Source organism: Tenacibaculum geojense (genome assembly GCF_042676005.1).
GTDB lineage: Bacteria > Bacteroidota > Bacteroidia > Flavobacteriales > Flavobacteriaceae > Polaribacter > Polaribacter geojense.
The window spans coordinates 328,637-343,480 of the sequence record NZ_JBHTJR010000051.1; the positions used below are offsets into that span (position 1 = coordinate 328,637).

Below are 14,844 nucleotides of genomic sequence, written 5' to 3' on the forward strand. Positions count from 1 at the left end.
TACTAAGTAACTAAACTACTACTACGCTAACCCAAGTCTAACGTAAGGCTTGGGTTTTTTTATTTCTTTTTATTTGCTAAATACACCCCAATTAAAATAACAACTCCTGCTAGTAACTGAATAATGCTTAGTTCTTCTCCATCTAAAATTCCCCAAATCACTGCTATAATTGGTATTAAATAAGTTACCGAAGTTGAAAAAACTGGTGAACTCATATGAATCAGTTTATTAAACATCACTTTAGCTATACTAGTTCCAAATAATGATAATATTACGATATAAAAAAATGAAGATTGCGTGGTGGTATTCCATTCAAAAGAACTAAAAAAACCTGTTAATACTAACACTAAAAGGGTAGGTATAATTATTAACACAAAATTCCCTGTTGTAATCGCTAATGGCTCTAAATCTTGTAAATACTTTTTAATAATATTAACGTTAAAAGCATAACCTAAAGATGAAATAATTGGCAATAAAGCCAACCAATAATTCTGGTTAGGATTCATATCTGCACCTTTAGCTATTAAAATTATCGTTCCAAACAACCCAATTAAAATACCAAATAACTGTTGTTTTTTAAAAGCAAAACCAAAAACCAAAGCTCCAATAATTAGTGTGTTAAAAGGTGTAAATGAATTTAAAATAGACGCAATAGAGCTATCAATTCCAGAAATTGCATAGGCAAATAAAAAAGCTGGAAAAAAAGTTCCTAATAAGGCACTATAAAAAACATATTTCCATTGATGTTTTTTTATTTTTTTTAAACTCGTAAAACCAATAAGCACTAAAAAAACAGATGCTGTTAAAATTCGTAAAGCACCTACATGAACAGGAGACATACCGTTTAATGCTTTTTTCATTAAAATAAAAGAGCTTCCCCATACTAGAGAAAGCACTATTAAAAACACCCATTTTAATTGATCGTTTTTCATTTGTTTGGTTTTGTTGATACAAAAGTCGGGTATTTTATATTCTTAGATTTGTTTTTTTAATAAATTTGCATAATAATTTAATAGTCAGAAAGTATGAAAATTCAAAAGATATTATTTGCATTAGTGTTAGTTGCATTTGTAACTATCAGTTGTAAAAATGAAACAACAAAAAACAATGCTGAAAATAACACAGAGTTAAAAGAAGCAAAAGCAGAAACTGTTGCTTTAAATATTTCTGGTATGACCTGTGAAATTGGATGCGCAAAAACAATTCAATCTAAATTAGCTACTAAAGAAGGAGTGTTAGATGCTAAAGTTGTGTTTACAGACAGTATTGCCACTGTAAAATACGACGCTAATAAAACAAGTAAAGAAGATTTAATTGCTTTAGTTGAAGGTATTGGCACAGGTGAAATGTATAAAGTTACTCTAAACAAAGGTAAAAAGGCATGTGCTACTGATTGTAAAATGGCTTGTTGTGAGCAAAAAGAAGAGAAAAAAGCGTGTGCTGCCGACTGTAAAATGGCTTGCTGTGAAGAAGGTAAAACTGAAAAAACAGCAAAAACTACAGCTTGCAACCTAGACGCTAACAAAGAATGTTGCGCTACTAAAAAAGCATAATTTAAAATTATTTTTAATAACAAAAAGCTCTCTGAAAACAGAGAGCTTTTTTTTGTTTGCCGTATCTTTGTATAAATTTTTTTTAGATGAAAAAACACTTTCCGTTACTAGTAAAAATCACATTAATTTCTGTGTATTTAATTTTTTTAGCGGGAGCTATTGTAAGAATGACGGGCTCTGGTATGGGTTGTCCTGACTGGCCTAAATGTTTTGGATATTATATCCCTCCTACTTCTGAAGAACAAATTACATGGCAACCAAATAAAGCATACCAAAAAGGAACCATTATAGTTAAAGATGAAACCCTATTTGTTGCTGAAAAAGATTTAACAACCGCACTAAAATTCAATATTGATAATTGGAGTAAATACACAAAACATAACTATGCTAAATTTAATAAGTATCACACATGGACAGAATACATTAATAGATTAGCTTCTGTTTTATCTGGCTTCGTGTTTTTATTTTTTGTTTATGTAGCCTCAAAATTTTGGAAAGAAAAGAAAAATTATACTTTAATTGCTTTTTTTGCTTTCTTTTTAATGTTATTTGAAGCTTGGTTAGGTAAAACCGTTGTTGACACCAATTTAAAACCTGCAGTAATTACCATTCACATGGTTGTTGGACTTATTATTGTTGCCTTATTACTATGGTTATTATTTTTAGTAAAAGAAAAAAACACCACTTACAAGTACCATGCTTTATTCAATAAACTTTTAATTATTTCTGTAGTATTCTCTTTAATTCAAATAGCCATGGGAACACAAGTAAGGCAATTTATTGATGAGCAAGTAAAATTATATGGTTTTGAAAACAAACAATATAGTTTGTTAAACCCTAGTTTTAAATTCTATTTTCATAGGTCTTTTACCATTGCTATTGTTTTAGTAAACTTTGGTATGTTTTACCTAAATCAAATTAAAAACTTAGGTTTTAGACTAGTAAATTGGATTGTTTTCTTGATTTTTTTAGAAACCATAACAGGAATTTTAATGTATTATGCTGAGTTTCCTATTGGTACACAAGCAGTTCATTTACTTGCTGGGGCTATTTTATTTGGTTTGCAATTTTATTTGTGGCTACAAAGCAAAAAGATAAAATAAACCAACCTTTTTATCTAAATTACAACACTTTAACATCAGCACAAATAATAATTACATAATCTTATTTTCAATAGATATATGTAAAAAACAAATACTAAACAAATAGAGAAAAGATACGAAACCTTTAAGAAAGCACTAAATTATTTTTGCCATTGTAAAGACTCCATAATTCGTACCATATCTTTTTTTAGATAATCTACCGCTGGTAATATACTATCGTAGTTTGGTTTGGTTTTAAAAAACAATGAAGCTTTTAAAAAATGATTCGTACTATCTGTTACATGAAACTGTACTTGTGAAGCAGAATTCCCAGCTATATCATATAATGTTCCGTAAACATTATTTTTAGTGTTTTCAAAGTTATTTGAAGAAATTTGATCCGCTTTAATAGCATGCTCAAAAACTAATTTTTCGGCTTCAATTAATAACTCTTTTAAGTTATTATTAACAGGTCTGTATGTTATATCTATAGATGCTTTTAACGATGGATACGCTACTTTTAACCAGTTTTTAGGTAATTTTTTTACAGTTGCATTTGTAGAAACATCAAAAATATAAGGTCTTTTAACTTCTAACTTTTTATATGGAACTGTTGGATAATTAAGACTTAAATAAGCTTTAGGTTTTGGTACAAATTCTTTTTCGCAGCTTACTACTAAAATCAACACCAACACTAATAACAATCTATACATTACGGGTAGCTTTTACTTGTTTAATTCGTTTTTTATCTATTGCTTCTATGGTAAACGTATATTGATTAAAGTTTATTTTATCTCCTTTTTTAGGAAACTTTCCAGAGACCTCAAGAATAAACCCTGCAATTGTTTCACTTTCTCCTTTGGCTTCTTCAAATTGCTCTTCATCATCTTCATCTAATACTCTGCAAAAATCTTTAATGGTTATTTTACCTTCAAAAACGTAATTATTATCATCTATTTTTGAATAGGTTAAATCTTCATCATCAAACTCATCATTAATATCACCTACTATTTCTTCTATTACATCTTCTAAAGTTACAATTCCACTTGTTCCGCCATATTCATCTACAACAACCGCTAAATGGTTTTTCTTTTCTTGAAACTCACTTAATAAATCATCCAACTTTTTATTTTCGGGAACAAAAAACGGATCACGCAACAACTCTTGCCAATTAAAATCTTTTTTGTTTAAGTGTGCTAATAAATCTTTTGCATACAAAACACCAATTACATTATCTATATTTTCTTTATAAACTGGATTTCTTGAATAACCATTCTTAAGAATAATATTCAATACATTATCATAAGGCTCATCAATAGAAATAGCACATACATCCGTTCTAGGTTTCATGATTTGTACGGTTTCTGTGTTTCCAAAAGTCACAATTCCTTCTAAAATTTTTTGTTCATCTTTGGTTGTAGCGTCATCGGAGGTTAACTCCAGTGCCTGTGATAATTTTTCTACTGATAAAATATTGTTTTTATTCCCTAATTTATTTTCAATACTATTGGTTAAACCAGTAAGCGGTTTACTTATTGGAGTTAAAAAAATATTTAAAATATGAATTGGTTTAGACATAGAAACTGCAAACTCTAATGAGTTTCTTGTTGCATACACTTTTGGTAAAACCTCCCCAAACAACAATATTAAAAAAGTTACTAATCCTATTTGAATAGCAGCTTTTACAAAAAATGCTGATATGGTATAAAAACCCAAATCTATTGAGAAATTAATGCCGCCAAACATAAATTCTTCTAAAGACGCAAAAAGCAGTACTATTAAAATATTTATGAAATTATTAGTTACTAAAATGGTACCTAACAGTTTTTTAGGATCGTTTAACAATTGTACAACCAAACTATCTCCTTTTGTTTTTTCTGATAATTGATCTAACTCTGTTTGAGATAATGAAAAGAAAGCTACTTCTGTTCCGGATATTAATGCAGAACATATAAGCAGCACTAATAATGCTAAAAAATGAAGTGTAGTAATTAAATTAAAACCTGTAAGTAAAAGTTGGGGCTCTGGATCCAAATTTCAAATTTTAGTTAAACTAGAATGGTAAATCATCTTCCTCTTGCGGCTCCATGGTATTTGGTGCTGGTTGAGGATTTGGTGAATGACCTGCATTGGTTGCCATTGGCGTTGAATTTGGGTCTTTTTTAGTTGTTAAAAACGTCATTTCTTGTGCATGAATTTCAGTAGTATATCTTTTTTGACCCTCTACTTCATACTGACGATTTTTAATTTTTCCTTCTATATAAACCTTATCACCTTTAGTTAAATATTTCTCGCAAATTTCTGCCAATTTGTTACGAACAACAACATTATGCCAATCTGTATTGGTAACTTTTTCTCCCGTTTGACGATTGGTATAACTTTCATTAGTAGCTAATGGAAATCTTCCTATTGCATTACCTCCTTCAAAATAATGCATTTTTATTTCGTCTCCTAAGTGACCTATTAATATTACCTTATTAATTGTTCCTGCCATAGCAAAAAATTTATGTGTTAAACCAAAGGTACAAAATTAGTTTTTTAGTAAAAAAATTGGTTTAAAAAGTTAGCAATTAAAACAGGAACTGGATATTTTTCCAAATCCGAAACCGCAACCTCCTGACCTGAAGCGTTTTCTGTATTAACAATCCAGAAATTAGTGTATAAATGTTGATGCGACAACTTATGAACTACTGGTTCAATGTTATATAATACCAAAGAAGCCTCTTTATTAAATAATGATTTAAAAACACTGTGATCTTCTATAACTTTTGAGTCTTTAACTTCTTTTAATGTCTCTATTAATGGGAATTGATAAAGACCTTGCCATATACCTCTACTAGTTCTTTCTTGCAATATTGTTGTATTGTTAGGAGATTTTAAAACTAAATAATTAAAATATCTTTTTTTAACCTTAGTTTTTTTCTCCTTTACTGGTAATGATGAAATAGTATTGTTAGCTAATGCCAGGCAACTTTGAGCAAAAGGGCATTCATTACATAACGGATTTTGAGGTTTACACAAAGTTGCACCAAAGTCCATTATTGCTTGATTGTACATCCCTGGTTGTTTATCATCTATAAGTGATTGTGCTAATGCTTTAAACTCTTTTATTCCTTTTGTTATATTAATAGGAGTTGCAATTCCAAAATACCTAGACAAAACCCTATAAACATTACCATCTACTACTGCCGTAGATTCATTAAAGCATATTGACGCTATAGCAGAAGCTGTGTAATCACCAACACCCTTTAGCTTTTTTAAATCGGAAAAATTATCTGGAAAAATTCCTTTTAAATCGTTAGATATATATTTAGCGGTATAATGTAAATTTCTTGCTCGAGAATAATAACCCAACCCTTGCCACAATTTTAGCACAAAACTTTCGTTAGCATTAGCAAGATCATGTACTGTTGGAAATGCCTCTATAAACTTTAAATAGTATGGCAAACCTTGTGCAACTCGAGTTTGTTGCAGCATAATTTCACTCAACCAAACATAGTATGGATTGGTAGTTTTCCTCCAAGGCAAATCTCTTTTATATTGTAAATACCAGTGAATAAGAGTTTTATGAAAAATCATTTTTGTAAATTAGAGGCACGAAAATAATGCTTTTTATTAAGATATTTTTAAGTACATTTATTTTCGGAATCGATTAATTATCATATATTTGCAGCCTTGAAAAATTTAAATACAATAAATAAAATATATTATAATGACAAAAGCAGATATCGTATCGAATATTTCAGACAAGACGGGCATTGAAAAAAATGATGTATTAGCTATAGTTGAAGCATTCATGTCTGAAGTTAAAGATTCTTTAGAGAGTGGGGATAATGTATATTTAAGAGGTTTTGGTAGCTTTATTATCAAAAAGAGAGCAGAAAAAACAGGTAGAAACATCTCTAAGAACACAACTATTAAAATACCTGCTCACAACATTCCAGCATTTAAACCAGCTAAAACTTTTACAGAAGGTGTAAAAACTAAAGTTGTTGTAAAATAATTAACTAAAGTATTAATTAACCCTTATGGGTTGCTAAAAACAGATAACTATGCCAAGTGGTAAAAAAAGAAAGAGAGCTAAGATCTCTACTCACAAAAGAAAGAAAAGAGCAAGAGCAAATCGCCACAAGAAGAAAAAGTAAGCTAACGCTTACTTTTTCGTTTGCTTAAACGAAACGTTCATTGACATTGAGGTGTAACCTCAACCGGTATTTAAAAATTAAATACCTGATTACAATTTTAATCCGTCACCGTACTTAGTACGATGGCACAAAACTCATTCAGAATGAAAACAGAATTAATTATTCGTGCCAATTCTTCTGATATTGATTTTGCCTTACTGCGTGATGGTAGATTAGTTGAATTAAATAAAGAAACAAGCGATAACAAATTTTCTGTTGGTGATATTTTTCTTGCTAAAATAGGAAAAGTAATGACCGGCTTAAATGCTGCTTTTGTTAATGTTGGCTACCCAAAAGATGGTTTTTTACATTACCATGATTTAGGTCCACAGGTACAATCTTTAAACAAATTCATTAAAAGAGTAAGCTCAGGTAAATTAAAAGATTTCACTTTAAAAAACTTCCCCTTTGAAGAAGATATCAACAAAGACGGAGGTATTAGCGATGTACTTAAATCAGGTCAAAATTTATTAGTACAAATTGTAAAAGAACCAATATCTACCAAAGGGCCACGTATTAGCTCAGAACTTTCTATTGCTGGTAGATATTTAGTTTTAGTTCCTTTTTCTAACAGAGTGTCTGTATCACAAAAAATATCAGACAACAAAGAAAAAGAACGTTTGAAAAAATTAGCAAAAAGTATCCGACCAAAAGGTTTCGGACTTATTTTACGTACTGTTGCTGAAGGTAAAAAAGTAGCAGAACTAGACAAAGACTTACAAAACTCGTTAGAGCGTTGGAAAACAATGTGTAGAAGAATTCCAAACAACAACACACCAACCAAAGTATTAAGCGAGTTAAATAGAGCATCTTCTATTTTAAGAGATGTTATGAATGACACTTTTACAAGCATTGTTACAAACGATGAATCTTTAAAATTAGAAATTAAAGAGTATTTACAGGAAATATATCCTGAAAAAGAAAAGATTGTCAAATTACACAAATCACAAGTACCAATTTTTGAAAAGTACGGTATCGAAAGACAAATAAAAACATCGTTTGGCAAAACAGTTTCTATGAGCAAAGGTGCTTATTTAGTTATTGAGCATACCGAAGCTTTACACGTTATAGATGTAAACAGTGGTAACCGATCTAACAAAGCCAAAAGCCAAGAAGAAACTGCTTTAGAAGTTAATTTAATTGCGGCAACAGAAATTGCCAGACAATTACAACTTAGAGATATGGGAGGTATAATTGTTGTTGATTTTATTGATATGAAATCGGCAGAAAACAGACAAAAGTTATATCAGCATTTAAAAGAAGCCATGTCTTTAGACAGAACTAAACACAAAATACTGCCACCGAGTAAATTTGGTTTAGTACAAATTACACGCCAGCGTGTAAGACCTGAATTAGAAATAAAAACTCGCGAACCAAACCCTAACGAAAATGGAGAAGTTGAAGCTCCAATTGTTTTGGTTGATAAAATTGAAGCGGAACTAGAAAAAATAATGAATAGTAACAAAAACTATAAGAGTATCACGCTAAATGCTCATCCTTTTGTTACAGCTTATTTAACCAAAGGTGTTAGTTCTATCCGTTTTAAATGGTTTAAGAAATACAAAAAGTGGATTAAAATTTTACCTAGAGATGCTTATCAATATCTACAATATAAATTCGATTTAAAAACCGAAAAAAGTAGTAAATAAGGCATATCTTATTATGAAACAAACCTCCAAACCTTATGTTTTGGAGGTTTTTTTATGCCTTAAAACCAAAATCCTAAATTAAACAAAAAGAAACCTCTACTATGATCTGGAGACCATGAATACTTCAATTCTACGGGACCAATAAAGGTTTCAATACCATAACCTAAAGCATATCCAGATTTAATATTTTCAAAAAAATTAGTGTTGCTAAAAATATCATTTTCTACCCTTGCTAAATTCCCAATTAAAGAAACATAATGCTTGTTAAAAATATTATATCTTATATCTAATGAAGTTCTTATAAATGATTGATTCGTTAATTCTCCTATTTCATAACCATAAAATGGTACAAAATTATTTATATAGTTTTGATTATATCCACCTAACCTATAGTCAAAAATTCCAGAATTTTCTTTTCCTAATGAAAATCCAAAATTATTTGTGTTTTGAAATGTTAACTTATCCCAAATAGTTGATGCAAAACCAATGCTTCCGCTAAGTTGAGAATATTGACTAAATGGTACTTGACTATTGTTAGCGAATCTATTTAATGAAGTGTTTCTATCTGACCACATAAACCATCTAAAACCAAAATTTGCATAAAAACCTTTTTTAGGAAACATTGCTTTATCATAAGTATCTAAAACTAATGAAGCATAGGAGTTTATATAGTTACTGTCTTCAAAATAAGAGCGCTCATCATTGTCTAAAATGGTTTCAGAAGTAATTTCTACATTCTTATGTTCTAAGCCCAGTGAGAAAGCAAACTTTTTATCAATAGTGGTTTGAATAAACAATCGGTTAGTAAAATCATTATAATCAATATTAAGTTTATCTATATTATTAGCATTAAACAACACATTAGACGAAAATGAATTGTACCTAGATGAGATTCCGTAACTTAATAAATATCCGTTATCAATAAAATATTGAATATCGTATCTAACTTTATCACCAACCACAAAATCCGCAGATAATTCATCATTTTGAAAAAGTAACTTTTTATGGTTATAATTTAGTAAAACACCTGTTTTGTATAACTGATCATAGTGAATACCAAGACGTAAATATGCTTTAATATCCTCTTTTAAGCTTAATTCTAATTTTTTACCCTGAAAAGATGGCTTAAAACTATAATCAATCCTTTCAAAATTATTAGTCGCAACGAGTGTATTAATTTTTCTTGAAATACTTTTATAAGAAACAGAATCACCTTCTGCTAATTGCATTTTACCAAGAATATAGTTTCTATTGAAGTTTTTATTTCCTTTAATGTTAATTCTGTCAACAACAAAATTACCTTGCTTAACCTCTACTCTTTTAACAGGTTTTTTATCAGTTTGTAGGCTTGAAATTTCATTAAAAACCTCTCTATATTTAACAGCTGCTTTAACACCTTCTGCCAAAATTTCATCTTTATCCTCAAAAGATGTTACACCGTAATCTGCAACTTTAGGTCTAATATATATATTTACTAATTTTACTTGTTCATCAACCTTTTCATAGATTTTAAAGCTAATTATCTGACTTAAAATAGATGAAACCGATGAAAGTTCATTTCTATTATATAACTGACCTTGTACATTTACTCCAATGATAATATCAACACCTTTCTCTTTCATTTTATCAACAGGAAAATTATCTACAACTCCCCCATCAACTAAAATCTTATCATCAATTTCAACTGGATTTAATAACGTTGGAAATGAAGCACTAGCTCTCACAGCTAGTGGTAATGAACCTTTTTCTAAAACAACTTCGTCACCGGTTTCAATATCTGTTGCAATACAAAAAAAAGGAATTGGTAATAACTTAAAATCTTCAACCTCTTGAACAGGAGCAAAAACCTGAGTTAATAAATTAAGAGCATTTTGACCTCTTGATAAACCTAAAGGTAAACCTACAGAACCTTCTTTTAAGTTGATAGGTAAAGATATTGCATGTTTTTCTTGATATGCTTTTTGAAAATACGGTTTATCTCTTCGTGGAATAATATCTTGTAAAATACCTGAAAAGTCAGTGTTATCAACTAAGTAGTTTATTTGATCTGCAGAATATCCAGCTGCATACATAGCTCCTACAATAGCTCCCATACTCGTTCCTGCAACATAATCAACCTGCACTCCGGCTTTTTCTAACTCTTTAATTACGCCAATATGAGCAAAACCTTTGGCACCACCACCACTTAACACCAAACCAACTTTGGGTTGTTTTTGCGCATGTAAAATACTCGTTGTAATAAAGAGAATTAGTAGCAGTTTTTTCATAATTATTTGCGGTGGTAGTAGTTATATATAGCAGTGGCTCTTGCCGAGCCTACCACATTGGTTAGTTCTTCTAGAGTAGCGTTTTTAACTCGTTTGACTGATTTAAATGTACGTAATAAATTTGTAATAGTTTGTTGCCCAACATTAGGTATTTGCTCTAATTCTGATTTTATGGCACCTTTACTACGCTTATTTCTATGGAAAGTAATTCCAAACCGGTGTGCTTCATTACGTAAAAACTGAATAATTTTTAACGTTTCGGACTTTTTATCCAAATACAACGGTACAGAATCTCCAGGATAATAAATTTCTTCTAAACGTTTAGCAATCCCTATTATAGCTATTTTACCTCGTAAGCCTAATAAATCTAAACTTTTTAATGCTGATGATAATTGCCCTTTACCTCCGTCTATAACAATTAACTGCGGGAGAGGTTTTTCTTCTTCCAAAAGTCGTTTATATCTTCTATAAACAACTTCTTCCATAGAAGCAAAATCATCTGGACCTTCAACTGTTTTAATGTTGAAGTGTCTGTAATCTTTTTTACTTGGTTTCCCATCTTTAAAAACTACACAAGCTGCAACAGGGTTTGTACCTTGTATGTTTGAATTATCAAAACACTCTATATGTCTTGGTTCTTCTCGCAAACGTAAATCTTTTTTCATTTGAGACATGATTCTTTTTACATGCCTATCAGGATCAACAATTTTAATTTGCTTAAATTGCTCTTGTCTGTAATATCTTGCGTTTCGTTCAGATAATTCTACAATACGTTTTTTGTCTCCTAATTTAGGTACTGTAACTTTTATATTTGAGCCTACGTTAACCTTAAAAGGAACAAATATTTCACGAGAAAGTGAGGTAAATCGCTGTCTTGTTTCTACAATAAACATTTCTAACAGCTCTTTATCTGTTTCATCCAGTTTTTTCTTAATTTCTGTTGTGTAAGCTTGAACAATTGCTCCGTTCATAACTTTAAAAAAGTTAGCATATCCATGTGTTTCATCTGAAATAATTGAAAAAACATCTACATTATTAATAGAAGGGTTTACAATAGTTGATTTGGCTTGATAATTTTGAAGCGCTTCTAATTTTTCTTTAATTTTTTGTGCTTCTTCAAATTTCATTTCAGCAGCAAACCCCATCATTAAATCGTGTAAACTTTGTAAACTTTCTTTAAAGTTTCCTTTAATAATATTCCGGATAGCTTTAATATCATTTAAATAGTCTTCTTCGGATTGATTGTCATCACAAGGTCCTTTGCAATTTCCTAAATGATACTCTAAGCACACTTTGTATTTACCAGCATCTATTTTAGCTGCACTTAAATCATAATTACAAGTACGTAATGGGTATAGCTCTTTAATTAAATCTAAAAGCGTATAAACGGTTTTAATATTAGTATAGGGTCCAAAATACTCAGATCCATCTTTAATAACTCTTCTTGTAGTAAAAACTCTTGGAAAACGTTCTTTTTTAATACAAATCCACGGATAAGATTTATCATCTTTTAATAAAATATTATATCGTGGTTGGTATTTTTTAATTAAATTATTTTCTAGCAATAATGCATCAGTCTCTGTATCTACCACAATATGCTCTAACCTAACAATTTTTTTTACTAAAATTCTTGTCTTTGCATTATCATGGTTTTTAGTAAAATAGGAAGCAACTCGTTTTTTTAAATTCTTTGCTTTTCCAACATAAATAATCACATCATCTTTATCAAAATATTGATAAACTCCTGGCGAGTTCGGTAGTGTTTTTACTTGTAATTCTAACGGTGTTGGCATACAACGAAGTTACGATTTTTTAGCTTTTTAAGCTGCTTCGGTATAGAATTAGTATTTTTACATTATGAGTACATTGGTAGATAATTTTGGCAGGCAAATTAATTATGTTCGATTAGCAGTTACTGATCGTTGTAACTTACGTTGCCAATATTGTATGCCAGCAAACGGAATAGAAATTGTACCTAGAAAAGAGTTACTTACCTACAAAGAAATGTACCGAATTATTAGAGTGCTCACAGAACTTGGTGTTCAAAAAGTTAGACTTACAGGTGGTGAGCCATTTGTTAGAAAAGATTTTATGTCGTTTTTAGAAATGTTATCATACAATGACCTATTACACGATATTAACATTACCACCAACGGAGCGCTAATAAAAAAACATATTAATACCTTAGAAAAACTACCCAAGGTTAAAAACATCAATTTAAGTATTGATAGTTTACAGGCGGATAAATTTGCAAAAATTACGCGTCGTGATGTTTTTAATGAGGTAATGGATACGTTTTATGCGTTAGAAAAAAGTTCGTTACAACTCAAACTAAACGTTGTGATTCAATCTGGTATTAACACCGATGAAATTACTGATTTTGTTGCTTTAACAAAGCACAAAAATATAGCCGTAAGGTTTATTGAAGAAATGCCTTTTAACGGTAACGGATTAAGAGCAACCAATGAAAATTGGTCTTTTCAAAAAATACTTACAACCATTAAAAACGATTATGAAATTCAGGAAATTACTCCTGAAAAAAGCTCAACGTCCCGAAATTATAAAATAAACGGACATATAGGTTCCGTTGGAATTATACCAGCTTTTACAAGAACAATATGTAACGATTGTAACCGAATTAGAATCACCTCAACGGGTACGCTAAAAAACTGCTTATTTGATGATGGTGTTTTTAATTTAAGAGATTTTATTAGAAAGGGTGCTAGTAATAACGACTTAAAAAACCTCTTTTTACAATTAGTTAAACAAAAACCAGAAAATGGTTTTGTTGCTGAAGCCAATAGAAAACAACATGTAAGTGAAAGCATGAGCACAATTGGTGGATAAATAAGCACAACCCATCCAATACTTTTAAGAATGATTACAGTAGAAGAAGCAAAAGAAATTATATTACAAAACACTCAGGATTTTGGTGTAGAAGAAATTCCTTTTTTAAACTCATTAGGAAGAATACTAAAAGAAGATATTGTTGCAGACAGAGACTTCCCTCCTTTTAATAGAGTTGCCATGGACGGAATTGCCATCAACTATCGGTTTTTTCAATATGGCGTACGCGATTTTAAAATAGAAGGAATTCAAGCCGCAGGGTCACCTCAAGAAACATTAGAAAATGCTGCACATTGCTACGAAGTAATGACTGGAGCTGTTTTACCTAACAATTGCGATACTGTTATTAGATATGAAGACATAAATATTCATACTCTAATGGCATCTGTAAATATTGACCAAATAAACGAAGGTCAAAATGTTCATTTACAAGGAACAGATAAAGCAAAAGACACAATATTAATTCCTAAAAATACTCCAATTACAGCTGCAGAAATTGGAATTTTAGCAACCGTAGGAAAAGTAACCGTTAAGGTAGCCAAACTTCCTAAAGTATTAATTATTGCTACTGGAGATGAATTAGTAGCTGTTGATGAGCAACCACAGCCTCATCAAATTAGAAAAAGTAACATATACACGGTAGCTGCATTATTAAAAAACTTATATATTGATGCAGAAGTAGCACACTTAAAAGATGACAAAGAGATTTTACAACAAAAAATAGCTACCTATTTACATACTTTTGATGTACTAATTTTTAGTGGTGCTGTTAGTAAAGGTAAGTTTGATTTTTTACCGGAAGTTTTGACTAATTTAGGTGTTGAAAAATTATTTCATAAAGTTGCCCAACGTCCAGGTAAACCTTTTTGGTTTGGAAAACACGAAAACAATACTAAACATACCGCTGTTTTTGCATTCCCAGGCAATCCTGTTTCTACTTTTGTAAATTGTTTGGTTTATTTTTATCCTTGGTATTTTAATGCAACTCAAAACACACAGAAAAAATTAACAGCAACGTTAACTGAAAACGTAAACTTTAAACCAGCATTAACCTATTTTCTTCCTGTTACAATTAAAAGTGAAAACGGTCAATTAATGGCCACACCTGTGAAAGTTAACGGATCTGGTGATTTAGCAAGCCTTACTAATGCAGATGGTTTTCTTACACTTCCAAAATCTAATAAGACAGATTATAAAAAAGATAGTGTACATGAAATTATACTATATAAACACTTTACTATTTAACTTTATTTAATTTTTTA

At 30.3% G+C, this 14,844-nt stretch carries 13 protein-coding genes; 6 read left to right on the top strand and 7 right to left on the bottom strand.

Annotation, left to right across the window (positions count from 1 at the left end):
* Positions 1–59: 59 nt before the first annotated feature.
* The gene (locus ACFQ1U_RS12190) at positions 60–932 is read right to left on the bottom strand and encodes a DMT family transporter (RefSeq protein WP_386108754.1); all 873 of its coding nucleotides are present in this window, start codon (positions 930–932) and stop codon (positions 60–62) included.
* A gap of 93 nt (positions 933–1,025) precedes the next feature.
* Here ACFQ1U_RS12190 and ACFQ1U_RS12195 point away from each other — a divergent pair, with 93 nt between their 5' ends.
* Both ACFQ1U_RS12195 and ACFQ1U_RS12200 read left to right on the top strand, forming a co-directional pair.
* On the top strand, positions 1,026–1,553 hold the full coding sequence (locus tag ACFQ1U_RS12195; RefSeq protein WP_386108756.1) for a cation transporter: 528 nt from the start codon (positions 1,026–1,028) through the stop codon (positions 1,551–1,553).
* Positions 1,554–1,639: 86 nt separating this feature from the next.
* Positions 1,640–2,656, top strand: coding sequence for a COX15/CtaA family protein (locus ACFQ1U_RS12200; RefSeq protein ID WP_386108758.1), 1,017 nt, complete (start codon positions 1,640–1,642; stop codon positions 2,654–2,656).
* Positions 2,657–2,796: 140 nt separating this feature from the next.
* Here the strand turns inward: ACFQ1U_RS12200 and gldD are convergent, their stop codons facing one another.
* Genes gldD through mutY form a run of 4 tightly spaced genes read right to left on the bottom strand, consistent with a single transcriptional unit; the run spans position 2,797 to position 6,214 of the window.
* Positions 2,797–3,348 carry a gliding motility lipoprotein GldD gene (gldD, locus tag ACFQ1U_RS12205; protein ID WP_386108760.1) on the bottom strand — a complete coding sequence of 184 codons (552 nt, stop codon included), beginning with the start codon at positions 3,346–3,348 and terminating at the stop codon, positions 2,797–2,799.
* On the bottom strand, positions 3,341–4,669 hold the full coding sequence (gene gldE, locus ACFQ1U_RS12210; RefSeq protein WP_386108762.1) for a gliding motility-associated protein GldE: 1,329 nt from the start codon (positions 4,667–4,669) through the stop codon (positions 3,341–3,343). The genes gldD and gldE overlap by 8 nt, the downstream gene beginning before the upstream one ends.
* A gap of 19 nt (positions 4,670–4,688) precedes the next feature.
* Positions 4,689–5,129 (bottom strand): single-stranded DNA-binding protein, encoded by a 441-nt coding sequence (locus ACFQ1U_RS12215; protein WP_386108764.1) that lies wholly within the window; start codon positions 5,127–5,129, stop codon positions 4,689–4,691.
* A 44-nt stretch (positions 5,130–5,173) separates the two neighbouring features.
* Positions 5,174–6,214: an A/G-specific adenine glycosylase gene (gene mutY, locus ACFQ1U_RS12220; RefSeq protein WP_386108766.1), complete on the bottom strand. Its 1,041-nt coding sequence runs from the start codon at positions 6,212–6,214 to the stop codon at positions 5,174–5,176.
* 133 nt (positions 6,215–6,347) lie between these two features.
* On the opposite strand from mutY, the gene ACFQ1U_RS12225 reads away from it, so the two are divergent.
* On the top strand, positions 6,348–6,638 hold the full coding sequence (locus tag ACFQ1U_RS12225; protein WP_386108768.1) for an HU family DNA-binding protein: 291 nt from the start codon (positions 6,348–6,350) through the stop codon (positions 6,636–6,638).
* A 285-nt stretch (positions 6,639–6,923) separates the two neighbouring features.
* Positions 6,924–8,468, top strand: coding sequence for an Rne/Rng family ribonuclease (locus ACFQ1U_RS12230; protein WP_386108769.1), 1,545 nt, complete (start codon positions 6,924–6,926; stop codon positions 8,466–8,468).
* 59 nt (positions 8,469–8,527) lie between these two features.
* Here the strand turns inward: ACFQ1U_RS12230 and ACFQ1U_RS12235 are convergent, their stop codons facing one another.
* Together ACFQ1U_RS12235 and uvrC are read right to left on the bottom strand one after the other, a co-directional pair.
* Positions 8,528–10,735 (bottom strand): patatin-like phospholipase family protein, encoded by a 2,208-nt coding sequence (locus tag ACFQ1U_RS12235; RefSeq protein ID WP_386108771.1) that lies wholly within the window; start codon positions 10,733–10,735, stop codon positions 8,528–8,530.
* 2 nt (positions 10,736–10,737) lie between these two features.
* Positions 10,738–12,528: an excinuclease ABC subunit UvrC gene (uvrC, locus tag ACFQ1U_RS12240; RefSeq protein ID WP_386108773.1), complete on the bottom strand. Its 1,791-nt coding sequence runs from the start codon at positions 12,526–12,528 to the stop codon at positions 10,738–10,740.
* 64 nt (positions 12,529–12,592) lie between these two features.
* Here uvrC and moaA point away from each other — a divergent pair, with 64 nt between their 5' ends.
* Both moaA and ACFQ1U_RS12250 read left to right on the top strand, forming a co-directional pair.
* Positions 12,593–13,582: a GTP 3',8-cyclase MoaA gene (moaA, locus tag ACFQ1U_RS12245; protein WP_386108775.1), complete on the top strand. Its 990-nt coding sequence runs from the start codon at positions 12,593–12,595 to the stop codon at positions 13,580–13,582.
* A 30-nt stretch (positions 13,583–13,612) separates the two neighbouring features.
* Positions 13,613–14,827, top strand: a complete 1,215-nt coding sequence (locus tag ACFQ1U_RS12250; protein WP_386108777.1) for a molybdopterin molybdotransferase MoeA — start codon at positions 13,613–13,615, stop codon at positions 14,825–14,827.
* Positions 14,828–14,844 lie beyond the last annotated feature (17 nt).